The organism is Microcoleus sp. A006_D1 (assembly GCF_036702805.1).
Taxonomy (GTDB): domain Bacteria; phylum Cyanobacteriota; class Cyanobacteriia; order Cyanobacteriales; family Microcoleaceae; genus Microcoleus.
Genome location: NZ_JAUBVZ010000008.1, coordinates 79,201 through 104,837, shown reverse-complemented (window position 1 = coordinate 104,837; position 25,637 = coordinate 79,201). Strand labels below are relative to the sequence as shown.

Here is a 25,637-nt window from a genome sequence, read left to right as displayed (position 1 = left end):
GATATATTTGAGCCACAATCCGCAGCCGACAGACAGGGGCAACATAAGCAAACCTTATTTTGAAAATTGCGTTTCGATGCTAGTAACGATGATGCAACACTTTTACGATGCGCTGGCAGATTTGGCAATTTATGCAGGTGCCGCACCGACGGAGCGCCAACGAATCCTCAAGCGCGTTGGCGCGAGTCAGAAAAAACTTAAAGAATGCGCGCACCTCACCGCGATCGATTGCCAGCACAAGTTGGATCTGGTTGAGGCAGAATGGCGGCGCGTTTTGGGGCAGAAAGCAGAAGCAATGGAATTGTACGATCGAGCTATTGCCGGAGCTAAAGCTCACGAATATTTGAACGAAGAAGCTCTCGCGTGCGAACTCGCTGCTAAGTTTTACCTGTCATGGGGAAGAGAAAAAATTGCCCGAGTCTACATGATAGACGCCTATGATTGCTATGTCCGCTGGGGAGAAACAGCCAAAATAGATGACTTAGAAAAATGCTATCCCCAATTGTTGTCACCGATTTTGCCAGCCAAATTGGCGGCAAATCTATTAGCAACTGTCGCAAAAACTGCTAATCAAAATCCCTCGCTGCCTCCATCTATTCATCCGTCTGTCTCGGCGAGCATCTCTGATTTCGGAGTTTTTTCGACTCTGCTAAAAGCTTGTCAAACGCTCTCTAGTGAAATTGAACTCGATCGACTGATTGCCAAACTGATGCCACTGGCGATGACAAATACAGGCGCTGACAAAGCAGTGCTGATTTTGCCAAACGGCAATCAATGGGAAATCGCAGCGCTCCGGGCGATCGACAGTTTGGGAGTCGAGCGGGCGATCGGCTTACCATCGCCAACACTCGATAAAAACAGCGATATCCTGCCCCTAAAAATGGTTGACTGCGTTAAAAACTTATTGAAACCTGTGATTGTGCGGGACATCGCTCAAAATTGCGATTGGGAGTCTGATTCTTACATCCTCAAATACCAAGCGCAGAGCCTGCTGTGCTGGCCGATTCTCGATCGAGGTAACTTAGTTGGCATTTTGTATCTGGAAAATCGGTTAACTGTAGGAGTTTTTACGCGCGAGCGCCTGCAACTTCTCAATCTCCTGTGTTCCCAAGCAGCCATCAGTTTTAAAAATGCTCTGCTCTATAAAAAATCTCAGGATTACAGCCAACAATTAGAGCGATTGCTAACAAAATTCAGCCGCACCGAAGCTCAGCTTGCAGAGCAGAAACAAATGCTCCAAGCGATTATTGATGTCGCTCCGATTTGGATTTGGATGGTTAATCCCAGCGGTAAAGTACAGTTTTTTAACAATACCTTTTGTCAAGATGTGGGCGTGCCTCTGAGCGCTTTCCTCGCTGTCGATCATTACAAAGATATACTGGGGGAGAATGCAGCGAACTGTCTGGTTTCAGATGCCGCCTGCCTTGCCCAAGATTTGCCGCATTACTCCAGCGAAACTCTCACACTTGTTGACGGCAAACAACACTATTTAGAAGTCACGAAAGTGCAGTTAAAAAATTCCCAGGGCGAGACGATCGGGATTATTGGTTTAGGTGTTGATGCCACCGAGCGCAAGCGCTCAGAGGAACTTTTGCAAGAGCAAAATCAACAGCTCGAACAAACTTTAAAAGATTTGCAGCAAGCACAACTCCAACTCGTGCAAAACGAAAAAATGTCGGCTTTGGGCAATTTAGTCGCCGGAGTCGCCCACGAAATTAACAATCCGATTGGGTTTATTTCTGGCAATTTAAGCGAAGCTAAAAGGAGTTTGGCAGATGTTGTGGAACACTTAGAATTGTATCGCTCGGATGCACCGAAATCGGAAATTGCCGATCATGCCGAAGAGATTGACCTCGATTATCTCTTGGAAGATTTACCGCAGATGATTGATTCCATGCAAGTCGGGTGCGATCGCATATGCAGTATCAGCACCAGTTTGCGTACCTTCTCCCGAGGCGACAAAGACTACAAAGTTCCCTTTAATATTCATGAGGGCATTGATAGCGCTATTTTAATTTTGAAACACCGCCTCAAAGCCAACGAACACCGCCCGCAGATCGAAGTGATAACTAAATACGGCAATCTCCCTAAAATCGAATGTTTTCCCGGTCAACTGAATCAAGTTTTCATGAACCTGCTTGCCAATGCGATCGATGCCTTAGAAGATTCAAATCTGGGACGCGGTTTTAACGAAATTGCCATCAAGCCCAACCGTATCACCATTTGTACCGATGTACTGGGCGAAGCGCATATTAAAATTAAAATTGCTGATAACGGTACCGGGATGAAAGAGGAAGTGAAACAGCAGATATTCGACCATTTATTCACGACAAAAGGTGTCGGCAAAGGAACTGGATTGGGGTTGGCAATTGTCCGTCAGATTGCGGTAGAAAAACACGGCGGCACTATCGAGGTAAATGCGGAGCCAGGAGTTGGGACTGAGTTTGCGATTGTTTTGCCTGTGAAACATAAATTATAATTAAACACTCCTGGAGGTATAACCTCTCGATCTCAATCCGCTGACTGCGATTGCTTTTATAAGAGATCTCTGTCGAAGGAGTGAGTGGGTTGGCAATCACAAAAAACGTTAACCCAAGGATATTGCTCTATATCTTGTATCGCTTTGGTGCAGTTTCACAGGAAATTGCCGATCGCGCGCCAGAGATAGACATCGATTATCTGTTGGAAGATTTACCGAAGATGATTGATTCAATGCGAGTCAGGTGCGATCGGTTGTCGCAGCACCAGCACCAGTTTGCGTACCTTCTTCCCCAGCGACAAAGACATCAATAAACACAGATATGCTGTGCAGGCAAAACACCCTTCAACTGCTCGAATAAATCCCTCTTTCTTCGAGTTTCTGCATAAAAAATTCTTCCAAAGAAGGCTTAGCCAAATTCATCCCAATTAGCTGCCCTCCCGTCATGCTCAGACTAGAAATAAACTCCTTCGGATCGCCCTGCAAATGACCGTACCACAAATCATTATCGACTTCCATATCCGGTATCCATTTGTGCAGGATATTCAAATGGCCGCCCCTACCTTCAACTCGGTAAGTTTTAGTATTGCCCAAGAGTTCGTCTATCGCCCCAACGCAGATTAATTCACCCCTCGCCAAAATTGCCACTCGATCGCAAATCTTCTCCACATCCGACAATATATGCGAATTAAAAAAAATCGTTTTTCCTTGATTTTTCAGCGATAAAATTATCTCCCGCATCTGATAGCGTCCCATCGGATCTAAACCCGACATCGGCTCATCCAAAAATACCACATCTGGATTGTTAATCAAAGCTTGAGCCATGCCGATCCGTTGCAGCATTCCCTTAGAATACTGGCGCAACTGTTTTTTAATTGCCGCCGATTGAGCTAGCCCAACTAAGTCTAGCAAATGCGGAATTCGCTGCCGCTGAATCGAGGGGGGAATTTCAAACAAGCCCGCGGCAAATTGCAAGAATTCCCAGCCCGTGAGATAATCGTAAAAGTACGGATTTTCTGGCAAATAGCCGACTCGCTGCTTCACAGTGCGATCGCCCAAAGGCCTCCCCAACAGCAGCGCCCTGCCGGAAGTCGGCCGCACTATACCCAGCAAAGTCTTCAGCAGCGTAGTTTTCCCCGCCCCATTTTGCCCTAACAACCCGAAAGTTTCCCCCTCAGAGACAGTCAGAGTGCAACTTTTGAGCGATTCAATTTTTTCGTTCATCCAGAAGCCAGTACGGTAGAACTTCCCCAGATTAAATGTTTCCACCACTGGGGTAGCCCCGGGCATCTCGGTGGGAGTTGGCGCATCTATAAGAGGTTCCATTTTCGTCAGAGAAATAACTAGCATCTGATTATATTCTATTGCACAACAGAGAGTGATAGTTGCTCTATTTAATGTTAAGCTAATATTAGCTGCACTTAAATTTTGCTAAATATGGAACGTTCAAAAATTATTGCTATTATCACCGGCGTGATTTCTATAATGTTAGCAGTTGCCTACCTGCTGCTCGTCACCATCCTCGACTTCCGAGGCGAAATGCTGCCCGCACCTCAAAGTCAATTGCCAGTCTCACTGCCAATTCAGCAATTGGCAAGTGTTAATCCTACTAAAGTAGCACCGAGAATTTATCCTTAATCAAACACAATACCCCGATATCCGACTTATTTAAAAAATTCCTGTTTGCAAGGTGCGTCAGGGTATAAAATTTTGACTGTAAACTAAGAATTTCCCCTGACGCACCCTACAGTCAATACAGAAATAATCCAACTCTTGTGGGGCGATGCTCAGAGCATCGCCCGAAATATGCAATTTAAATGCAGTACAGCTTAATACAAATGAATAGCTTTCATCATGTGATATGCAACTAGCAACTGCGTCAAAGCTAGCGGGTAACTTTGCAGAACTTCGCCAGTTGTGCCAATTAGTTTACCAATTTCCGGGTTGCCTTGGGCGCTGCAAAATCCACGCAGGTGCGGCATTTCGTTGCACAAAATCTTTTCTAGTTCGTTTACTTGTTCGCTAGTAGCGTGGGAGTGTACTTCCAAAACATCAACAGGTTTGCCCATATCGCGATCGAGCCCTAAGCGAATTGCAGGTTTAAAACTCTCGCTGCCTCGACCTAAAATTTCAGTAAAATCTGGGTGAGGAATTGTCGGCCTCAGCACTAAACGAACGCTCAAATTTGATTCTTTGTCTGCTTCTGACGGGTAAAAACTAACTACAACGTCAGCAAATTTGCGCTGGGGGCGAATATAATCTTCTGAATCCGGTTCCCGCTTTTCCATTTCTGCAAGCACCTGTTCTTCAGTATAACCGCGTTTCATGATATCGCGTTTAACTTTCCACTGAGTTCGCAGTGCTTCTGGGGGAGCGAGATACACTTTTACATCGTAAGAATCGCGGATGGTTCGCGTTGAGTAACCCAGCAAACCTTCAACGATTACAAATTTACTGGGCTTGATGTATTCCGGCGGATCAAATGTACCTGAGTGGTGGTTGTAAATGGGTTTGAGAATTGCTTGTCCGGTGCGCAGCAGGCTGAGGTGCTGCTGCATGATGTCGAGGTAATTGCAGTCGGGATGCAGTGCTGTGAGTCCGATTTCGGCGCGCTGCTTTCTGTCGTAGCGGTGATAGTCATCCGTGCAAATCACAGTGACATTTTCTGGCCCCAATACTTGGGCTATTCCTCGCGTCAGGGTGGTTTTGCCCGCTGCGCTGTCTCCGACAATACCGAGAATGATTGGTCGATCGCTCATTGTTTTTACCCCGACGGACAATAGCAAATTGTGTTCTCAATCTTAAATAGTATCAAAATTTGGTTCGATCCGATCGCGATATCGCATGGTTTAACTTGCTCCCTCCGGATTTTTCCCACTCGGAAAAATTATTGTATTATTTCTTAATAAAATGCAGCACCGGAGACTCAGGGAGCATCCGATCAAAAAATCACGCCCATTTCTCGATCGCCCGCAATGTCGCTCTTAGCCTTGAGTCCGGTTATCCTCAGAATTTCGCGAAAATTCGCCCTCCCAAGTGTCCCGGCAGTCTGTGAGTGTAGTGCAAATTACAGCAGCGGTGGGACTTCTGAGATATTTTGGGTTTCAAAACAATCCGCCAGCAGCCACTCAACTTGCCAGTCCATCAATCGACGCGGAGGGCGATCGATTTACCCGCAATATAAAGTTTTAGCCAAAGCTTTCGCTGTGCATGACAAATTAGTATAAATTTGAGTTTAGGACGTAATTCAGCGCTCCTAAACCGAGTTTTTTTGCTCTTGCTCCCCTGCTACAACGAAGTTTTTTTGATAAAAAATCAAGTTAAGAAGCGCCAGTGCTTCATTCAGTTGACAGTTGACAGTTGACCTGGGACAGTTGACAGCTACCTCTACCTAGAAGGAAGAGGATTGGAGTAATGAATAGTCTGATTTTAATTTCTAGCCTTTAAGGGTGGAGGCTTTAAACCAATTCTTTCTGGTAAGTTCTAACATTTGAAACTAATCTTAATTTTAACTAATACCACCTACCTCAAATAAGGCAACTGCAAGCAAAATATCAACCAGATTCAGTAAGTGATTTCTCATCTAAAATCTCACATTGTATTAGCCCGTAGCAAGCCGATGAATCAACCATATTCTCAACCTTTTAGGGGCAGTATTTTAATTGTTGACGACAGTCTTAACAATTTAACGTTACTGGAGCGGATCTTATCGAGAAAAGGCTATCAAGTACAACTTGCCTCAAGTGGCAAACAGGCGCTAGATTCTGTGAATTTGACTCAGCCTGACTTGATTTTGCTAGATATTATGATGCCCGGGCTCGATGGCTATGAAGTTTGCAGTCGCTTGAAAGCGAACGATCGCACTCGCGGTATTCCCATTATTTTTCTGAGTGCTTTGGTAGAAGTTTCTAATAAGGTGAAAGCGTTTAATGCTGGTGGAGTGGACTACATTACTAAACCTTTTGAAGCCATAGAGGTTGTAAGTCGGGTTGAAAATCAATTGCGGCTGCGGGAATTAGAACTGCAACTGAGGGAGAAAAATAAGATGTTGCAGCGGGAAATTGCCTTTCGAGAACAGGCAGAAATTGAAACGCGGTTGCTGTTGGAAACAACCAAATTCCAGAAAGACGAAATTGAACAATTGCTCTTAAATATTTTGCCAAAAGCGATTGCCGAGCGATTGCAGTCAGGACAAAGCATAATTGCTGACAGCTTTTCGGATGTCAGCGTTTTATTCGCAGATTTGGTGGGATTTACGAATTTTGCATCTCAAAAAAGTGCGGCAGAAACAGTAAAAGTTCTGAATCAAATTTTTAGTGGATTTGATCAGTTATCGTTACAGCACGGTTTAGAGAAAATCAAAACTATTGGTGATGCTTACATGGTAGTCGGCGGTTTGCCGGAACCGCAGGAAAATCACGCTTTGGCGATCGCCCAAATGGCACTGGATATGCAAGCTGCTGTCGCTAGCTTCAATGCCAAAAACAATCACAGCTTTAGTCTCCGCATTGGGATCAATATTGGTGGCGTGGTGGCGGGAGTCATTGGTTTAACTAAATTCAGTTACGATTTGTGGGGCGATACAGTGAATGTTGCTCACCGGATGGAATCAAACGGTATTCCGGGGGAAATTCAGGTAACTGCTGCGGTTTACGAGCGTTTAAAAGATAAATTTTCGTTTAAACTGCGCGGTGCTATTGAGATTAAAGGTAAAGGAGAAATGATGGCTTATTTTTTGCTGGGGCGAAGTTAGTCATTAGTTAGTGTCCGATTAAATAGATATAAATCCTGTAGGGGCGGGTTCACAAACAATCTATAATTCACATACTTGATATTAATAAACCCGCCCCCACCCATCGATGATTTACAGGGAGCGAATCCGTCGCATAAAATCCTCTCGTTTGGTTGGGGCGGGTTGATAAATCTTTGGGTTTTATAACATAAATATGGGTGAACCCGCCCCTACGAGACTTGCGTTTTACCATTCATCGTGTCGCTTGTTGCTGTAAGTTTCCCAATCGTCGCCACGGGGCTGATGTAAGGGTTCTGGTTCCAATTCTTCTGGCATTTCTAATTCTGGTTCTGATGCTTCTGGGTGATAAATGTTCAGAGGTTCGACAACGCGGGCGATCGCATCTTTGACAAATGCTTTGACAAACTCGTCTTTGCGATTTAGCTGAAACTGCTTTTGCACGACTTCGGCGATGCCGCCGTCGCCCCAATCTTGATCGTGGCGGAAATATTCAATGAAACTTTTGCCGGCAATTCTGGTTAAATAAGCGGCGCTGACTGCTTGAATGGCTTTGCCGAGTACAAACCCGGCGACGCTTAATTGCAGCGCCCTTGACACTACTTGAATTACGCCTTCAACTATTCCCAAACTCGCGAGGGTTTTGGCAAGAGACAATGCCAATTCTTTCGCGCGATCGATATTTAGTTCGCAGCCGTAAATCTTGGCGATTTCTATTACCATTTGAGCGTTAACTGCTGCTGTCGCTAACAAATCTACAACTGGCAAAGGTGTTACGGCAATTACTCCGGCTCCGATCCACTGAAAGCGCTCTACTACTTTATCCGCGGCGCGCCGCCTTTGAGCATCAATTAACTTGCGCGCTTGGTCTCCTAAGTGCTGGGATTGCAGCAAAATATTGTCAGCAATTAAGTCTTCGCCTTCGGCTCGCAAAATTGCTGCGATGCGCCGAATTAGTGGCATAATATCCGGATATGGCTGAAATATTGTGCCGTCTTCTAGTACAACTTTTTGCGGGTTGGCGCTAATGGCGACGACATCCATTGCTGCGACTAAACCTTTAACTCGCTGCTGAAGCCGATCGACAATTTCGTCTTTGTCGCTGTCGGGATAAAGGTCAACTTTATTAAACACCACGATCGACCTTTTGCCAATTTGGGCCAAAGTTCGCAGCGGTTCGTACTCAGATTTACGCAAATCGCCGTCCAAGACAAATAAGATCAAATCAGCCCGGGCCGCCAACTGACGCGCCAATTCCTCTCTGTAAGTCCCCGCTACTCCCGCTTCCAAGATGCCTGGGGTATCAGTAATTGCTAATTCGCGATCGACTCCTTTCAATTTCAGAGTGTAAGTTTCTCCAACCTCGGTAGTTCCCATCGGCGCCCCCACTTGTCCCGCCATCCGCCCCACGAGGGCATTTACAGCGGAAGTTTTACCCGCAGAACCGGTACCGAAAACAACGATCCGAACACTACCGCGGGCCATGCTAGCTTCTATTTCGCGGGCTCTTAACAGCAAAGCTTGCCGCGCTACTTCGTCTTGAATGCGATCGACTTGCTGTCTAATTGCTTTAAGATTTTCCGAAGCAGCTTCACTTTTAATAACAGGAACTTTGGGATTAATCGCCCGTTTTCCCTTAACTTTCCCTGGGCGTTGCAGCAGCCTAAAATAGTAAAATAAGGCAAAAATTAGGGTTCCCAAAAGTACAATTATCAGGAAAATCAGCAAATTAGCCAGCAGTGGAGAAGCAGACCACGCAACTTGACTGTAAAGCCCTGTTAAGGAACTCACCAGCCCAATAATCAGCCCCAGGGTGAGGCAGAAAGCAGCAATTAAGGTTAACAGGCGCGGCAAAGGCATGAGGGGAGGGGCAAATAAAAGGGTGATACTTTGATTTTTACATTACCGCGATCGTCCTCAGTGGTTGGAAGTCTAAAATATCAAATCTCAAATGGCGAAGTGTCCGATCGCACTGCTTAGCCCGCAAATTCCGATTCTGCTTGTCTTGCGGGCGATTTGGCGGGTTTGAGCGGTAGCGGGTGCAGACTGACAAGTGCGTTAGCGTTAGCTTTCGCGATCTATACATGAAAGCCCGCCCCTACGGGGAGGCTCACCAACGAAGAGGATCGCGCCCCAGCCTGTAATTGTAGCTACGTGATTTATTCGATCGCCTGTCGAGCCATACTTTTTTATGCCGAAACAAATATCACATTAAGTACGCAGAAACCCGTTTTTTAACGCAAGTGCGTCAGGGAAGCCCCGAAAGCGGAAACGAAAAACCGGATTTTTTAGGCAGGGTAAGAGCGTCCTAATTCACAAAAATTATCAAATTAAGTATCAGGCGGCAATCTTAAATCAACGGTAAGTTAAGTTAGACTTAATCGTCAGTGCGTGAATTACTCACAGGTTCGCATCTATGCAGCTCAAACATCATAACCAGGCTTCACAAGAACTCCCTACCTCTTGCGAGTATAACATCAAAGAGATCCGGCCACCCAAGCCCAATTATTTCGATCGATTAGCCCGTTGCTTCGGCAACCTCAGTATTGGTGACAAAATCTGCGGCGGCTACGCACTGGCTCTTTGTGTGACGATTGGAGGAACGACTGTCGGGATGCTGGCGGGCAATCATTACTATCGCAGAACTAACAATCAAGTACAGATAGATCGAGAAAGTCAGCTTTTAAATAAGTTGCAGGTGGCTTTACTGCGGACGCAAAACAGCCAAGAGCGGCTGATTTACTCGCTCGAACAGCCCGATGTTTTCAACAGGAAATACCAACAGCTACAAAACAATATTTACAGTTTGAAGTTGTCGGTATCTGAGCTTAAAAGTCAGAAAAGTATGGGACAGATAGAAGGCTTACAACATTTTAGTAAAACTTATAATTCGCTACTATCTAATTATATTAAACAGCTAGAAACAGTTGCTAAACAAATTAGTAATTTGCGACAGAATCCCGCCAGACAAAGTGTTAAACGCACGTTACTATCGAATTTAGATCGAGATAAGATTGGGTTGCAAATAGATAGAGCCGTCAATGATTTAGCAGAAATTATCGATCGCGCCCAAGACCAAGAAGATGCAGCGCGGGAGGCTCTGTCGCAAGCCCAGGAGCTGCGGGTGCGAATAATTGTCGGTAGTATCGTATTGTCGATCGTAGTTGCAGCACTGCTAGCGGGCTTCACCAGTCGGGCGATCGCCAAACCCCTGGCGGCTGTAACTAAAATCGCTCAGCGAGTGAGTGAAGAATCTAATTTTCAGTTGCAAGTACCAGTTACCAGCACCGATGAAGTGGGAGTATTAGCTGCTGCGATGAATCAACTGATTCTGAAAGTAAATCACTTGCTAGAAGAAGTGAAATCCGAACAAGAAAGCCTGATACTTCAAAATGAAAAAATGGCAACTTTGGGGCGGATGTTGGCTGGGGTTGCTCACGAAGTTAACAACCCAATCAATTTTATCTATGCCAATATCGACCCCGCCAAAAATTATGTGGAAGATATTTTAGATTTGCTCAAAACTTATGAAACCGAAATCCCCAATCCGCCTCCCGCAGTCAAGGAAAAAGCTGAAGAAATAGACCTAGATTTTCTCAAAGAAGATTTGCTCAAAATATTTGACTCGATGCAAGTGGGCGCTGAAAGAGCCAAAGCTATTATCTTAAGTTTGAAAGATTTTTCTCGCCTCGACGATACTGTGCCTCATCCGGTCGATTTGCACGCGTGCATAGATAGCAGTTTGCTGATTCTCAACAGCCGGATCAAACAGGGCATTGAAGTGGTGAAAAATTATGCAAATATTCCGAATATTGAAGGATATATGGGTTTGCTTTATCAGGTGTTTGTGAATTTGCTCAACAATGCACTAGATGCTGTGGAAGAGAAAGCAAAACTTGAGAAAACTCGCTCTCAGGAGGCGAATCAAGAATCGAATTCGGAGTTAATCCAACAGGAAGTACGGAATTTTAGACCGAGAATTACGATTAGTACAGAATACTTGGATGACGACTCAGTGGTGGTACGAATTTCGGATAACGGTATGGGAATACCGCCAGCGAGTCAAGAAAAAATGTTTGAAACATTCTTTACGACTAAACCGAGAGGTGTCGGTACTGGTTTGGGATTGGCAATTGGCCGCGAAATTATCGTCAAGAAACACGGCGGAACGATTAATTGTTGGTCGGAGGTGGGAACGGGGACGGAATTTGCGATCGCCCTGCCGATTAAGCATTAGAATATACGATCGGGAGTTGGTAATTGGTAATAGGTTAATCTAGACTGGAGCAATTACAGCAAGGAGCGAAAATTATGGGACTATTTGACCAAATTTTGAGCGCGATCGACAATCCCAACCAACAAGCAAGTCCCAATCAGTTGGGCAACATTCTGGGTGCGGTAGAGCAGTTGAGCGGCAGCCAGGGCGTTGATTCGGCCACGACTCAGCTAGCAATGTCGGTTTTGGGCGGACACGTGCGATCGGCATTGCAAAACGTGCGATCGCAATCTGGAGATGCACAAGCTCAAGCAGTTGTCAACCAATTTAGCGGCACAAGTCCCAATCCGCAAGCGGTACAGAGTTTGTTTGGGGCCGGCCAACTGACGCAGATAGTAGCCGATATCGCCCAAAGAACAGGCTTGAATAACGCCACAGTGCAAGCGATGATACCTGTTTTGGTACCCTTAGTGCTGAATTTGCTGCAAACCGGTGGCAACGCCCAAAATCCAGCCCAGGGTTCAAATCCGGTTTTGAATACGTTTTTAGATACAGATGGAGATGGCGACGTAGATATTACTGACGCCATGTCGATGGCTAGCCGCTTTTTGAATAAGGGCTAATTTCCTGAGATTTTGGAGAGAGAGATTAACGGGCGATCGATCTTTTTGATAGAAAGGGCGATCGCCCGATCGCAATTACAATAATGGATAATACCAATTTTAGATGAATTTGCCATGATACAAATTCTCGATCGCCAAACCATCGATCAGCGAGTAGTGCTCGGTGGCAATTGGGATCAATTTAAGTTGATCCAGAAAGCTTCGGAAGATTCACCCGGAGTTAAGCTATCTTTTTTTGCAGGGGCGATAGAGATTCTGATGCCGGGATTTCAACACGAAAACTTTTCTGAAATTATCGGCTATCTGGTGACTACTTTTCTGCTAACACAGGGCATCAGATTTTACCCTTCCGGTTCGATGACACAGGAGAAAACCGGAGAAGTTTCAACGCAAGCAGACAAATCGTTTTGTTTCGAGACAGCTAAATCAATCCCCGATTTGTCGATCGAGATAGTTTATACCAGCGGCGGAGTTAATAAACTATCAAAATATCGAGCTTTGGGCGTGCCGGAGGTGTGGTTTTGGGAAGATGGCACGCTGCGGTTGTATCACCTGCGAGAAAATGGTTATCAAGAAGTAATTCAGAGTGAGTTGTCAGGGTTAGAAACGCTGAATATCGATTTATTGAAACGCTGCATTTTGATGGGCGAGACTGACTTTGCTGAAGCGGTGAAGGTTTTCGGACAGGGCTGATTAGCTAAGTTAGTCCTGGACGCATAGGGGCCCAGAAACCGGGTTTTTTTACGAAAAGACGTGTTGCAACCCACAGATTAGGTAAAAAACCCGGTTTCTTTGTCGGAGTGCATCCAGGACTATAAGTAATATTGTTTCCATTTCTTCCGATTAGGATTTATGTACGGGTGGGCAGAAACCGGGTTATTTAATCGATTGGTGTATAATTTTGGGGAGTGCAAAACTTTACTCACCGTCAGTATTGCGGTGCTGCAATATATCTAGAATGCGTCGATTTTCAGTCTGGAGACCCCGGATATCTAATTCCACCACCTCCATCCGCTGAAGGCTTTGAGTCATGAGTTGAAGCATGGCATCGACATTACGATTCGTGGCTTCCATATTGCGCTGATGAATTTCCATGTTGCGGTTCATGGTTTCAATATTGCGGTTGATGGTTTCAAAATTGCGTTGGTGTACTTCAGTTGTAGAAATTAAAGCACTAACAGCTACTTTAATATCGATCGCATCATTTTCTAAGCGATCGACACGATTGGGGATATTGCTAGATTCAGTCATGGGGGTGCATCGCTATTGTATATCCGTTATTTTAGCAATTTTTCAGGTGTGTTAGCTAGCGGGGCGATCGCACAATATACCCCAATTCGATTGGGATTTTTTAACCGCAGATATCAGCGGATGAACACAGAGGAACGCAGATAGTATTTTATCTGCGTACATCTGCGTTCATCTGCGGTTAAAAAAAGCCTTCCTTCTTTAACCCAAACCCAAATCAGTCACAGCACCCAGACTGCTAGAAGAAACCAACTTAGCGTATTTAGCCAAAACGCCCCGAGTATAGCGAGGTTTAGGAGCCTGCCAAAGAGCCCTGCGCCGCTCCAATTCTGCATCATCAACATTGAGCTGCAACAAGCGATTGTTAGCATCAATCGTAATCGAATCGCCCTCATTTACCAGAGCAATTGTGCCGCCAACTTGCGCTTCTGGTGCCACGTGACCGACAACCCTGCCGTAGCTTCCGCCGGAAAAGCGGCCGTCAGTAATTAAGCCGACAGAATCGGCTAAACCTGCACCAATTATTGCCGAAGTTGGTGCTAACATTTCGCGCATTCCCGGCCCGCCTTTGGGCCCTTCGTAGCGGATGACAATCACATCTCCGGCTTGAATTTTGCCGGCCAAAATTGCAGCCAAACAATTTTCTTCCGATTCAAATACCCGCGCTGGGCCTGTAATTTTTGGTGTTTTAACACCTGTAATTTTAGCAACGGCTCCTTCTGTTGCCAGATTTCCCTTGAGAATTGCTAAATGTCCTTGGGCGTACATCGGGTTGTTCCAAGGACGGATGACATCTTGATCGGCGCGCGGTTCGGCTGGAATATCTGCTAACACTTCAGCAATAGTTTGGCCGCTAATTGTCAGGGCGTCGCCGTGTAGCAAACCGCGTTCCAAAAGCATTTTCATGACTTGCGGAATGCCGCCGGCTTTGTGCAAATCGACGGCTACGTATTTGCCGCTTGGTTTGAGGTCGCACAAGACTGGCACTTTGGCTCGAATTGTTTCAAAATCGTCGAGGCACAGTTCAACGCCGATCGTATTTGAAATCGCCAATAAATGCAGCACAGCGTTGGTTGAACCGCCGATCGCCATAATTACCGCGATCGCATTTTCAAAGGCCGCTCGTGTCAAAATTTGGCTCGGTAACAACTGTTTGCGAACCGCTTCCACCACAACTTTGGCAGATTCGGCCGCGCTATCAGCTTTTTCGGCATCTTCAGCAGCCATTGTCGAAGAATAGGGCAAACTCATGCCCATCGCTTCAAAAGCGCTGGACATTGTATTTGCGGTGTACATTCCGCCGCAGGAGCCCGCACCCGGACAAGCTTTTTTTTCCACTGCGGTGAGCTCTGCTTCATCAATTTTGCCCGCGCTAAATTGGCCGACAGCTTCAAAAGCGCTGACAACGGTTAAATCTTTTCCGTTATGGTGTCCAGGTTTGATCGTGCCACCGTAAACAAAAATAGCAGGAATGTTCATGCGGGCGATCGCAATCATCGCCCCCGGCATATTTTTATCGCAGCCACCGACAGCCAGCACCCCGTCCATACTTTGGCCGTTGCAAACAGTTTCTATCGAATCTGCAATCACATCTCTCGACACCAGAGAATATTTCATCCCTTCGGTTCCCATCGAGATCCCGTCGCTGATAGTAATCGTACCGAACATCTGCGGCATGGCGCCAGCTTCTTTGGCACCCGCAACAGCCCGCAAAGCGAGCTCGTTCAATCCCATATTGCAGGGCGTAATCGTGCTGTACCCGTTAGCAATGCCCACAATGGGCTTAGTAAAATCGCCGTCGCCAAAACCGACGGCGCGCAGCATTGCTCGGTTGGGTGAGCGCTGCACGCCCCCAGTCACAGCTTGGCTTCTCAAATTTTCAGGCATTTTAAAATTTCCTTTGTCTGTTGTTGTGTTGTCTGTTTTTCTTGGCTGCTGGCTGTTAACTGCTTAGTGCTGATAGTCTTACGCTATTTTTGATTCTCTCAGAAGCGTTGATATTTTTGAGGCCCTCTAGAATAGATTCGCACAGCATTGCCCCGAAAGCAGTGCCAAAATTCTACAGATACTAAAGCGTACAGGGTGAATACCGTGGTTATCTGGGATGATGTGGTAAAACCCATCACTCTAACGTTTGAAACAAAAATTGCGAGGCGAATGACATGGAGGCCGATCGAATTTTGAGGCAATATGCGGCCGGAGAAAGAATTTTTCGAGAGATTAACCTCGCCGGCGCCGACTTAAAAGGGGTAAACCTCAGCGAGGCTAACTTTACCAGAGCGAATTTCCAAGACGCAAACCTCCAAGGCGCTAACCTGACGGGAGCGAACTTGCGCGAGGTGAAATTGGCAGGGGTGGACATGACTGAAGCCAATCTCAGCGAAGCAAATCTCATCGGTACCGATTTGAGCCGCGCCAATCTCAGCGGGGCTCTGCTGAGCGGAGCCAACCTGCGCGGCTCAATGGCGAGAGAAGTCAACATGACCAAGGCTAATTTGACGCAAGCTAATTTGACCGAAGCCAACTTTACTGAAGCGAATTTGTTTGCGGCCAACTTAACGGAAGCTACCATGATTCGCACTAATTTGATGAAGGCAAATTTGAGTTGGTCAACTCTCAAAGCGGTAAACCTGACAAATGCTATCCTCAGCGAGTCGCTTCTGGAAAGAGCTAATCTGACTCAGGCAATTCTCAGCGGGGCGATGCTCAGCGGGGCCAACCTGACTGGGGCAGATTTGCGCCAAGTCACCATGGTTGGAGCTAATCTCACCGAAGCTAATCTCAGCAATGCTAATTTGAGAGTTGCGAATGTGAGTTGGTCAACGCTGCGCGGAGCTAACTTGAGCGGTGCTAATTTGTACCGGGCCAAACTGTGCTGGTCTAATTTGAGCGGGGCTGTTTTGGTGGAAGCGGTTTTGATTGACGCTAATCTCAATCGAACTAACTTCCGCGATGCAGATTTGAGGCGGGCAATTATGCCTGATGGCACCACTAATGACTCTTAATAGTTGACAGTTGACAGTTGACAGTTGACAGTTGACAGTTGACAGTTGACAGTTGACAGTTGACTAATATCATGTCCGGTTGAATAGTTATCATACTTTTGTCCGACCATGCCCTGTTTGCCCTGTTTGCCCTGTTTGCCCTGTTTGCCCTGTTTGCCCTGTTTGCCCCATGCCCAATGCCCCATGCCCAATGCCCTATGCCCCATGCCCGTAGAGGTTTTATTAGCAATTAACCGGACTTGATATAATGACTGTCAGCGAATTATTGATTCTGGGTGCGGCCGGACTTTTTACCGGAATTCTAGCTGGTTTTTTGGGTATCGGCGGCGGTACGGTGCTCGTACCTTTTTTGGTTGCTCTCAACTACGATCCGGTGCAAGCGGTTGCTACTAGCGGTTTGTCGATCGTGATTACAGCTCTTTCTGCCAGCATTCAGAATTGGCGCATGGGCTACCTCAGCTTGAGTCAAGTCGCAGGCATCGGATTTCCCGCCGTGCTCACAGCACAAATCGGTGCTTATTTGGCGGGGATATTTCCCCCTTATTTGCTGTTACTTTCTTTTGGGTTGTTGTTGTGGCTGAATATTTATTTGATTGAAGTTCGCAAGCACCTGACAGCTAAAAAGAAAGCGGAAGCAGAAGCAGGGGAACTGGCAGGACAATCGGGGCAATCGGAAAATGCTCAATTACCAAGTAATTCCCATATTTTATTCAATCCCACTTTTGCGAAAATTGCGACTGGCAGTGCGGCGGGTTTATTAGCGGGTTTGTTCGGCGTTGGCGGCGGCGTGATTATGGTTCCCCTGCAAATTTTGCTGTTAGGAGAAAGCATTAAAACGGCAATTCAAACGAGTTTGGGCGTCATCGTGATTACGGCAATTTCGGCGACGGCGGGACACGCGGCGCGCGGCAATGTTTTGTGGGTTGTGGGGTTGGTTTTGGGCGGCGGCGGTTTGTTGGGCGCGCAAATCAGCACCAGGTTTTTGCCGAGATTGCCCGATCGCACTATTAGTTTAGCCTTTCGATCGCTCTTGGCAATCTTATCGATCTATGTTTTTTGGCAAGCTTGGCAAAAATTTAGTCATGGGTAATTGGTAATAAATCGTATCAAATCCGGTGAAATATGATTGATATCGAGCGTCAGCGCCCATAAAGCACGCGCGGGGACGCTCGCACTGGAATCGAATGAAGTGCAAAATTGTTGTCAATCAAATTTATGGACGATGCTCAAAGCCAATCCCACAAGTTTTTTTTTCTTGTGGGACGTTGCTCTGAGCATCGTCCAAAGTATTTTTGCAATTCAAGTCTACTGTAGAACCACTAATTTTCTGAGAGTTTCTTGACGGCGCGAGTCAGACGCTGCAAATAAGGCTTGACAATTTCTTGATTTTGGCGCTGCAACTGGGAAACTTGCTTTTGCAAATGCTGAATCTCGGTTTGCAGTGTCGCTGCGTCTATTGTCGGTCGATCGAGCAAAACCTGCAATTGCTTCAGAGAACCTTGGATTTGATCCAAGTCTACTTCAGTCGATCGCTCCTGTAACTGGGCCGTAATAGTTTTAACTTCAGTTAACTTTTCGCCCATCAATAAAAATCGGACGTTGACATTTTCCCAATCATGCTCTCTGAGGGCGCTATTTTCCAAAATGCGGAGTTTTTGCTGCAAATCTGACAGGATGGTGTAAAGTTCCTGAGAATCCGCAGGAAGCGCCTGTGTTTGGCGTTCGAGAGATGCTACGGCACCTTGTAAGTCGGCGATGGCGCTCGATTCCAAGCCCAGAAGTTTTTGTTTCAAGTCCGAGACGGCGCTGTAGAGTTCCGCAGGTTCTCCAGGCAGGATCTGAATTTGCTGCGATCGACCTTCTGCTGCGGCCTGTACCTCCGCGATCGCAGAATTTGCCTTTTGTTGCATTTGTTGCTCGAAACGCTGGCGATTGGCGAGATTCAGCGATAGTGCTGCGGTTAGCGGGGCGGCAGCGTAGAGAAATTGTCCCGACAATCCCGCAGCAATCGTGCCAATCGCTGAACCGGCAATAGAGGCGTATTCTGCCAATTCTAGCCAATCCTGCTGGTTTGGGGAAACTCTCAAAGCTGGGAATGATGCGTCTTCGATCTTCTGCATAGCCTTTTAGTCGTAGTCTGATATATTTCGATACGGACATGATAAAAGCGATCGGCAAATAAAACAGAGCTATTTGTCAATATTTCGGGATTGTGATGTTTTTATTGACTTCTGCCGCCTGCTGTGGGATGAGTGTTTTGCCCTCCAAGCGACCGATGTCGGGTAAAATTCAGAATGCGCCGCCGTCTGTCAGGAGTATAGAAAAAATGGGTCTCAAAATTATTGAAAGTTACGATAGCAGTTTTGTCCTCGAACCAGATACTAAAGCTGCACTGTTCGGTTTGTTAACCAGTGAAAGCTTTCTCAAACAAGTAGCGCTGCAATGCGCGAGCTCGCGCATTGAGTTTGCCGAGTTACTTTTTCAACCAGTCCCTTACAGCAGCGAGACGCCCAAGGGAATGCCTGCGGAATTTGAAAAGTATCACGAATCGAGCGATTTTGCGATCGTCAACGTCCCGCCTAATTTCATGTTCCAAGCCAAAATATTTAAACCCAGCCGTCTCTGCGCCATTTATCGCGTTTTCAATAATTAGTTAAAAGCTGGTTCATCTGTGGTTTAATCTAAAATCTAAAATCTAAAATCTAAAATCGGATGACAGAAGACATTCACCCTCTCGCCAGCTTAGAATTCTTTCCCTACATTGACTCAGAAGGAAAATTGCCCGAATTTGTCCAGGGAAAAATCGGCGTGTACGCGATTTTTGACAGCGACAAAGTGCTGCAATTTGTCGGCTATTCCCGCGATACTTACCTCAGCCTCAAACAGCATTTGGTGCGCCAAACCGAATATTGCTACTGGCTAAAAGTCCAAACTATCGACAAGCCCAGCCGCACTATCCTAGAAAACATCCGAGCAAGTTGGATTGCCGAAAACGGTGCCCAGCCCCAGGGAAACGGTGCGGATGCCGCTAAGTGGAACGATCCCATAGACACCAAAACCGTGATGACTGCCCAAGAAGTAGCCAACTATGAAGGTATCGTCGCCGATGAACTTGCTAAAGATAAATTGTTGAAAAATGTAGCGCGGCGCGTGGAAAATGAAATTTTATCGCTGCTCAAAGCTCGCGGTGTAACTGAAGAAATCCGGTTTAATCCCAAGCTGAAAACTAGCGGATTGCTCGATTTAAAATAACTACTACCAACCGTAGAAAAACGGCAATGTCTATGGGGGTCAACTTAAGCTTGAAACCATGGAAAATCTCGCTTCTATCCGAAGCCCGATCCCCCCTTAAAAAGGGCTACGGTGTACACACAAGTCCTGAGATCCCCCCTAGCCCCCCTTTTTAAGGGGGGAACCGGAGTCAAAGTCCCCCTTTTTAAGGGGGATTTAGGGGGATCTCCGAGGATTTTCGTTCTACACAGAGATGTGTGTACACGGTAGCTTAAAAAGGGGGGGACAAGAGCATTCTCAAAGTCCCCCTTCTTAAGGGGGATTTAGGGGGATCGGGCCTCGGCGGTAAACAGCAGTCTGTGAATAGGTTTGCGATTAAGTTGACACTAATTGGCGAGGCCATGTCCATATTCCCCGCGCCGGACACGGCAGTGCCGTTTCCCTACGGTATATCATCTCCATTTGTTAACATTTAACACCTAACATTTAACAGCTATCGGAATTTCCAAAATTAACTCTGTCCCTATGCCGGGATGGGAAATACAACTGATTTGACCTCCATGTTTTTCCACTACAATATCGTGACTGATAGCCAATCCCAGTCCAGTACCGCTGCCGACAGGCTTCGTAGTAAAAAATGGGTCAAAAATCCGGTGGCGCACTGCCTCGCTCATCCCGCAACCGTTATCAGTAATGCGAATCGTAACGGATTGATACTTTTGAGTTGCTAATTTTGAATCTGGATTGTGTAGCCCAGGTTCCGATTCAGAAGTTACTGAAGTGCTGATGGTAATTTTTCGGGGAGACGGTTGAGCTTGTAGGGCATCAATAGCATTAGTTAGCAGGTTCATGAACACCTGATTTAACTGACTGGCATAACAGGTGAGTTTTGGCAGTTTACTGTAGTTTTTGATGACCTCAATCTCACTGGCATTGTTTGCTCCCTTGAGGCGATGTTGCAAAATAACTAAAGTATTGTCAATGCCTTCATGAATATCCACTGGCTTGTACTTTTCTTCGCCCAGGCGGGAGAAGTTGCGAAAAGACAGCACAATCTCGCTAATTCGAGAAGCACCATCTTTCATCGAATGCAGCAGTTTTGGATAATCATCTGCGATGAAGTCGGGTTGAATTTTGTCCAATTCGCCGACAATTTCTGCCACGGGGTGCGGGTAGTAATGTCGGTACAATGTGACGAGGCGAACCAAATCTCGTGCATAGTCAGCCGCCATACCAATATTGCCGGAGATAAAGTTGACGGGATTGTTAATTTCGTGAGCAATTCCTGCCGCTAGTTGACCTAATGAAGCCATTTTTTCCTTCTGTATTAACTGAGCTTGAGTCTTCTTGAGTTCAGTTAAAGTTTGTTCGAGTTGCTGGGCGTAGGATTGTGTTTGTTGGAACAACTGGCGCTGTAAGAGTTGAGTGGAGACGCGCACCAAAACTTCTTGTTCCTGAAACGGTTTAGTGATATAGTCTATCCCGCCTACTTCAAAAGCTTTAATTTTATCGAACACTTCATTTAAAGCACTGATAAAAATAACGGGAATGTCTTTGGTTGTGGCAGAAGCTTTCAAGGCTTGGCAGACTTTGTAACCGTCCATACCGGGCATCATGATGTCCAGCAATATTAAATCAGGAGGAGTTAACTCGATCGACCTTAGAGCTAGTTGGCCGTCGGGTGCGGTGCGGGTTTTGTAGCCTTGCTTGGAGAGTATTTTAGCTAGAAGGTGCAAATTATTCGGAACATCATCAACAATTAAAATATTCCCTTTTAAGATGGGAGTTGCTTCGTCATTCATATCTACTCTCGTAAAATAACCTTTATAGGTTTGATCGTTCGGACTTTAGTCCTCTGAGTTTATGAGGACTAAAGTCCTCACTACGAACCTTCTCTCCTATCATTTTTATTTGGTTTCGGGACGAATGAGAGCTAGTATTTGATTGAACTGAAACTCGTTAGCTAATGCGGCGAGAGCGTTAGCTAAAGAGCGATCGCGATCGCGAATTTGTTCTATTTGACTGAGCATTAACTCTAAATCGCATTCAATTGTCGCTTTCTCTAAAGCTGCCAGCCAATCTTCGGGTAAAGCTGCGACGGTTTCTGGAGTGGGAGCTTCCATTTGAATTGGCTCCGGCACAGTCTCCGGTTCATCGTAAATGTAACGCACTCCGAGATGTTTGTGTAATGTGGCAAAGATTTCTGCCTCTCGAAAGGGTTTGTGGATAAAGTCATCGGCATCATCTGATACAGTAACGGTTCGCGCTTCCTCGGCGCTAGCGGCACTCACGGCAATAATCGCGGTAGCTTGACCTTTAACGGTGGCTTTAATGCGTTTCGTCGCTTCATATCCATCCATCACTGGCATCCACATATCCATAAAAATTAAGTGTGGCTCAAAACTCGACCATATTTCAATAGCTTCTTCGCCGTTGCTGGCTTCTTGGAGTTCAAAGTCAAAGGCTGCGAGGATTTTGATCAGCAGTTTGCGGTTGTCCTTGCGATCGTCCACAATCAGTATACGATAGCGCTGTTGGTTGGCTTCGAGGGCGATCGCCCGACGCGGCTGCTGTACGGGTTGAATCGCCGCCGCATCAACCGTGCTGACGGGGATATCGAAGGAGAAGGTGGTACCGCCTCCTACTTGACTGCACACAATAATCATGCCGCCCATCAACTTGACAAAGTGTTGGCTGATGGCCAGCCCCAAGCCGGTTCCCTGCTGAGATTTTTCCCCGGTTTTGGTTTGCACAAAGGCTTGAAAAAGCCGATCTAACTCATCAGCAGCCATGCCGGAGCCTGTGTCTTCTATTTCAAAATGCAATTGGAAATTATTGATTGGTAATTGCTGATTGTCCTGCTCCATCACCGAACTTACTCTTAGTGCAATGCCTCCTTCTTTGGTAAACTTAATGGCGTTAGAAAGCAGATTAATTAAAACTTGACGCAACTTAACTTGATCGGTTTGCACGTATTGGGGAATATCGCTAGAGTAGCTAAATATTAACTGCAATTGTTGCTCCCGTGCCTGGAGTTGGAACATCTCTTCTACCTCGTTTAGCAAGCTGCTTAATTTAAAGTCTGTGGGGTTGAGGGTAATGCGTCCCGCCTCTATTTTGGCTAAATCTAATATTTGATTGATCAGAGTTAGCAAGTGTTCTCCGCTGCGGTTGATGATGCCGATATTTTCCTGTTGTTCGGGATTGAGGTTGGCTCCTCGCTGCATCAGTTGGGAAAACCCCAGAATTGCGTTGAGGGGTGTGCGGAGTTCGTGGCTCATATTGGCCAAAAAAGTGCTTTTGGCGAGGTTGGCGGCTTCTGCGGCCCAGGCGGATTGTTGGAGCTGTACTGCTTGCTGTTGAGTGGCTTCGAGAAATTGAGCTTGTTGTAAAGCGATTCCCAGTTGAGTGCTAATTTGCAGCGCAATATTGATTTCTGCTTCGCGCCAAGTGCGGGGCCCAGAATTTTGATAGCTGGCGAGCAAACCCCACAGTTGACTGCCACATAATATGGGTGCAATAATGTAGGCTCTAGCTTGAAATTGCTCTAACAGTTTTACGTAACAAGGAGTAAACCCAGCGGTGTATATGTCTTCAATCATGCGGTAAGCAACGCCTAGATCGTACATACCGCCTTGATTTATTTGTAGATAGGTATCCCGCACTGGTTCTCTGTAGGTTTGGAGCCTTTTTACTGTACAGCTAGAGTCTTCCAGAAGATTGTTTGACCAATCAGAATCGTTCGATTGTTTTTGGATCAGAGATGTCCAGCCTTCCGCCATTGACTCGGCAACAAATTCGCCGCTCCAATCTGGATTAAAACGATAGATGGCGACTCGATCGCACTTGAGGGTTTCTCGCAATTCCGAGGTTGTGGTTGCGAAGATTGTGTCAATATCTAAGGACTGACGGATGCGATCGATCGATCGGGCGATCGCTTGTTCTCGCTTGGCGCTTTCTCGCAAAGCTGCCTCGGCTTGTTTGTACTCGCTAATATCCAAGACAGTGCCGAACCAACGGATCAACTGTCCTTTTTCATCAAAAACAGGTTTCCCTCGGACTTGAAGGTAAGTGAGCGAGCCATCTCTGCGGATCACTCGCTGATCGAATTCAAAGCTTTTTTTGTGGATAGATCGCTCGTGAAGCATTGTCAGATAGGGCGATCGATCTTCTGGATGAAAACGCTCGATTAATTCTGCGGTTGCTAGCGGTTTTTGAGTCGGATCGAGCTCGAACATACGATATAGTTCTTCACTCCAAGTGGGTGTTGCTGTGGCTATATCGTATTCCCAACTACCAATACGGGCAATTTTTTGGGCTTCCAGCAGTCGGGTTTCTGCCAACTGGCGATCGCTAATGTCGCGGGCTACCCAAACCACTGAGTTATTGGACAGCGGCGAAATTTTAGCAGCAAACCAAACTTCTTGGTTGTTAATCTGGAGACTGTAATCAAAATCAATAGTTTGTTCGGTTGCTAAGGCCTCTCGAACTTGAGCGAAATAAATCTCCTCGGTTTCCGGCTGAAAAAATTGTTCGATGATGGAGTCGCTCGGATTCGCGTGATTGTGGTATTGAAAAATTCCTTTGGTGGGTATAATTTGGATAGTTTTTTCTTCGGGTTCGATCATCAGGATAATATCTGCGATCGAGTCGAATATTTTCAGAAATTGCTCGGTAGAACTGTAAAGTTTTTGTTCGATCAATTTGCGATCGGCAACTTCATACTGCAATAATTCGTTAGCATGAGCTAAGGCGCAGGTACGTTCAGCAACTTCGGCGGCTAAAGTGCGATTGTAGTCAGTTAAGATTTTTTCAGATTGTTTGCGCCCTGAGATGTCAGTAAAAGCATTGATGGCATAAATAATGTTTCCGGCTGCGTCGAAAATTGGTGTGGCGCGCACCTCAAGACTAATAATTTCCCCATCTCGATGCAGTTCTAAATCGTCAAGGATTACCGTTTCGCCGTGCAGCGATCGCAAGGCGGGCAGTTCTTGAGTTGGATACGGCTGATTTTGGCGGTAGACTTGATAAACTTCTGCGATTTCTTCTAAAGTCGCGTCGGGGATATTTTCTACGACGAGCAAACGCTTGGCAGTTTGGTTTAAGTACACGACTTTACCGGAGGGGTCGTGGATAGAGACCCCCGTTGGTATGGCTTCGAGAAATTGCTTGAGTTGGCTCTCGCTCTGCGCTAAAGCTTCAGTTAAAGTTTTTTGTTCTGCAAAAGCCTTTTGCAGTTGCGCTGCCATGAGATTGAAGGAATCGGCGAGTTCTCCGACTTCATCGATGCGTCTAATTTCTAACGGTTGATCCCATTCGCCTTTTGCTATATTTTGGGCGGCGGTATTCAAGCGCCGAATGGGTTTTGTTACCCAACGGGCAGTCAACAATCCGATCGCACTTGCCAGCACCAGCGTACCCGCGCACAACCACAATGTATTGCGCGTATTCGCTTGAACGCGAGCCATAAAATCCGACTCAGGAACCACCACCACAATCAACCAATCCCCGCCGCGAGCATCTCGACAGGGAGCGACGCGGACAAATTGCGGAGATCCCTTGCCCGTCAAAGTAAACTGCTGGGCTGTTTGCAGCGTGCCCAAGTTGCCAAAGCGGTTGGCGAGTTGCCGAGCAATATCTCGGGTGCGGCTATCCTGGCTGTCGGTGGGTAGCAATGGCATCGGTTGCTGTTTGGGCTGCTTCACGAAAGGCTTTTCTAGGGTGGATGTGGCAACCAAATTGCCCGATCGATCGATAATAAAAGTTTGTCCAGATTTAGAGAAGTGCAGGCGATCGAGAAAAGTGCTAATTTTGGACGGCCCAGAATCATTGGTGAGGCGATCGTTAATTCGCTCTGCTACTTGCTGCATTAGCTGCTGGGCTACCTCCTCGACTGCTTCCCGGCCGCTTTGGAAAGAAAGAAAGCCTGCTAGCCCGACGGCGCTGACGGTTAGCAACACCAAGGGAACAGTCAGAAATGTTCGCAGGGGAAGCTTGCGAAAAAGTTGGTCTGCTGGGCGGTTGAGGGGATTAAGGGGCATGGCCGTAAAAAATTGCCCTAGTGGAGGCTGATTGTTCTGAGTTT

20 protein-coding genes are annotated in these 25,637 nt (G+C 46.4%); 11 read left to right on the top strand and 9 right to left on the bottom strand.

What is annotated here, in order from left to right; all coding sequences use genetic code 11:
- Nucleotides 1-76 precede the first annotated feature (76 nt).
- Nucleotides 77-2,479 (top strand): ATP-binding protein, encoded by a 2,403-nt coding sequence (locus QUB68_RS16330; protein WP_332994316.1) that lies wholly within the window; start codon nt 77-79, stop codon nt 2,477-2,479.
- A 122-nt stretch (nt 2,480-2,601) separates the two neighbouring features.
- Nucleotides 2,602-2,793, top strand: a complete 192-nt coding sequence (locus QUB68_RS16325) for a hypothetical protein (RefSeq protein ID WP_332994314.1) — start codon at nt 2,602-2,604, stop codon at nt 2,791-2,793.
- A 31-nt stretch (nt 2,794-2,824) separates the two neighbouring features.
- Here QUB68_RS16325 and QUB68_RS16320 read toward each other — a convergent pair whose 3' ends face one another.
- On the bottom strand, nt 2,825-3,805 hold the full coding sequence (locus tag QUB68_RS16320) for an ABC transporter ATP-binding protein (protein WP_332994694.1): 981 nt from the start codon (nt 3,803-3,805) through the stop codon (nt 2,825-2,827).
- A 111-nt stretch (nt 3,806-3,916) separates the two neighbouring features.
- On the opposite strand from QUB68_RS16320, the gene QUB68_RS16315 reads away from it, so the two are divergent.
- On the top strand, nt 3,917-4,117 hold the full coding sequence (locus QUB68_RS16315) for a hypothetical protein (protein ID WP_332994311.1): 201 nt from the start codon (nt 3,917-3,919) through the stop codon (nt 4,115-4,117).
- Between the two features lie 191 nt (nt 4,118-4,308).
- On the opposite strand, the gene QUB68_RS16310 is transcribed toward QUB68_RS16315, so the two are convergent.
- Nucleotides 4,309-5,238, bottom strand: a complete 930-nt coding sequence (locus tag QUB68_RS16310) for a phosphoribulokinase (protein ID WP_332994308.1) — start codon at nt 5,236-5,238, stop codon at nt 4,309-4,311.
- 860 nt (nt 5,239-6,098) lie between these two features.
- Between QUB68_RS16310 and QUB68_RS16305 the strand changes: the two genes are divergently transcribed.
- Nucleotides 6,099-7,232, top strand: a complete 1,134-nt coding sequence (locus QUB68_RS16305) for an adenylate/guanylate cyclase domain-containing protein (protein WP_332994307.1) — start codon at nt 6,099-6,101, stop codon at nt 7,230-7,232.
- A 225-nt stretch (nt 7,233-7,457) separates the two neighbouring features.
- Here the strand turns inward: QUB68_RS16305 and QUB68_RS16300 are convergent, their stop codons facing one another.
- Complete coding sequence (locus tag QUB68_RS16300) at nt 7,458-9,089, bottom strand: YcjF family protein (protein ID WP_332994305.1); 1,632 nt, start codon at nt 9,087-9,089, stop codon at nt 7,458-7,460.
- Between the two features lie 556 nt (nt 9,090-9,645).
- Between QUB68_RS16300 and QUB68_RS16295 the strand changes: the two genes are divergently transcribed.
- The 3 genes from QUB68_RS16295 (at nt 9,646) to QUB68_RS16285 (ending at nt 12,761) form a co-directional block, all read left to right on the top strand.
- On the top strand, nt 9,646-11,466 hold the full coding sequence (locus QUB68_RS16295) for a sensor histidine kinase (protein WP_332994302.1): 1,821 nt from the start codon (nt 9,646-9,648) through the stop codon (nt 11,464-11,466).
- Between the two features lie 74 nt (nt 11,467-11,540).
- The gene (locus tag QUB68_RS16290) at nt 11,541-12,068 is read left to right on the top strand and encodes a hypothetical protein (protein ID WP_332994299.1); all 528 of its coding nucleotides are present in this window, start codon (nt 11,541-11,543) and stop codon (nt 12,066-12,068) included.
- Between the two features lie 114 nt (nt 12,069-12,182).
- Complete coding sequence (locus tag QUB68_RS16285) at nt 12,183-12,761, top strand: Uma2 family endonuclease (RefSeq protein WP_332994297.1); 579 nt, start codon at nt 12,183-12,185, stop codon at nt 12,759-12,761.
- A 225-nt stretch (nt 12,762-12,986) separates the two neighbouring features.
- Here the strand turns inward: QUB68_RS16285 and QUB68_RS16280 are convergent, their stop codons facing one another.
- Nucleotides 12,987-13,319: a hypothetical protein gene (locus QUB68_RS16280; protein WP_332994295.1), complete on the bottom strand. Its 333-nt coding sequence runs from the start codon at nt 13,317-13,319 to the stop codon at nt 12,987-12,989.
- A gap of 198 nt (nt 13,320-13,517) precedes the next feature.
- Nucleotides 13,518-15,203, bottom strand: a complete 1,686-nt coding sequence (ilvD, locus tag QUB68_RS16275; RefSeq protein ID WP_332994290.1) for a dihydroxy-acid dehydratase — start codon at nt 15,201-15,203, stop codon at nt 13,518-13,520.
- Between the two features lie 275 nt (nt 15,204-15,478).
- On the opposite strand from ilvD, the gene QUB68_RS16270 reads away from it, so the two are divergent.
- Nucleotides 15,479-16,321, top strand: coding sequence for a pentapeptide repeat-containing protein (locus QUB68_RS16270; protein WP_332994287.1), 843 nt, complete (start codon nt 15,479-15,481; stop codon nt 16,319-16,321).
- Here the strand turns inward: QUB68_RS16270 and QUB68_RS16265 are convergent.
- Nucleotides 16,318-16,527 (bottom strand): hypothetical protein, encoded by a 210-nt coding sequence (locus tag QUB68_RS16265; protein WP_332994285.1) that lies wholly within the window; start codon nt 16,525-16,527, stop codon nt 16,318-16,320. The two genes, QUB68_RS16270 and QUB68_RS16265, sit on opposite strands and share 4 nt — an antisense overlap.
- A 41-nt stretch (nt 16,528-16,568) precedes the next feature.
- Between QUB68_RS16265 and QUB68_RS16260 the strand changes: the two genes are divergently transcribed.
- Entirely contained in the window at nt 16,569-17,411 is an 843-nt protein-coding gene (locus tag QUB68_RS16260) for a sulfite exporter TauE/SafE family protein (protein ID WP_332994282.1), read from the top strand.
- Between the two features lie 229 nt (nt 17,412-17,640).
- Here the strand turns inward: QUB68_RS16260 and QUB68_RS16255 are convergent, their stop codons facing one another.
- Nucleotides 17,641-18,441 carry a hypothetical protein gene (locus QUB68_RS16255; RefSeq protein WP_332994279.1) on the bottom strand — a complete coding sequence of 267 codons (801 nt, stop codon included), beginning with the start codon at nt 18,439-18,441 and terminating at the stop codon, nt 17,641-17,643.
- 206 nt (nt 18,442-18,647) lie between these two features.
- Here QUB68_RS16255 and QUB68_RS16250 point away from each other — a divergent pair, with 206 nt between their 5' ends.
- Together QUB68_RS16250 and QUB68_RS16245 are read left to right on the top strand one after the other, a co-directional pair.
- The gene (locus QUB68_RS16250; protein WP_332994277.1) at nt 18,648-18,974 is read left to right on the top strand and encodes a hypothetical protein; all 327 of its coding nucleotides are present in this window, start codon (nt 18,648-18,650) and stop codon (nt 18,972-18,974) included.
- Nucleotides 18,975-19,033: 59 nt separating this feature from the next.
- Nucleotides 19,034-19,573 carry a GIY-YIG nuclease family protein gene (locus QUB68_RS16245; RefSeq protein ID WP_332994274.1) on the top strand — a complete coding sequence of 180 codons (540 nt, stop codon included), beginning with the start codon at nt 19,034-19,036 and terminating at the stop codon, nt 19,571-19,573.
- Nucleotides 19,574-20,031: 458 nt separating this feature from the next.
- Here QUB68_RS16245 and QUB68_RS16240 read toward each other — a convergent pair whose 3' ends face one another.
- The gene (locus QUB68_RS16240) at nt 20,032-21,354 is read right to left on the bottom strand and encodes a hybrid sensor histidine kinase/response regulator (protein WP_332994272.1); all 1,323 of its coding nucleotides are present in this window, start codon (nt 21,352-21,354) and stop codon (nt 20,032-20,034) included.
- A 105-nt stretch (nt 21,355-21,459) separates the two neighbouring features.
- Nucleotides 21,460-25,593, bottom strand: a complete 4,134-nt coding sequence (locus tag QUB68_RS16235) for an ATP-binding protein (protein ID WP_332994271.1) — start codon at nt 25,591-25,593, stop codon at nt 21,460-21,462.
- Between the last annotated feature and the right edge of the window lie 44 nt (nt 25,594-25,637).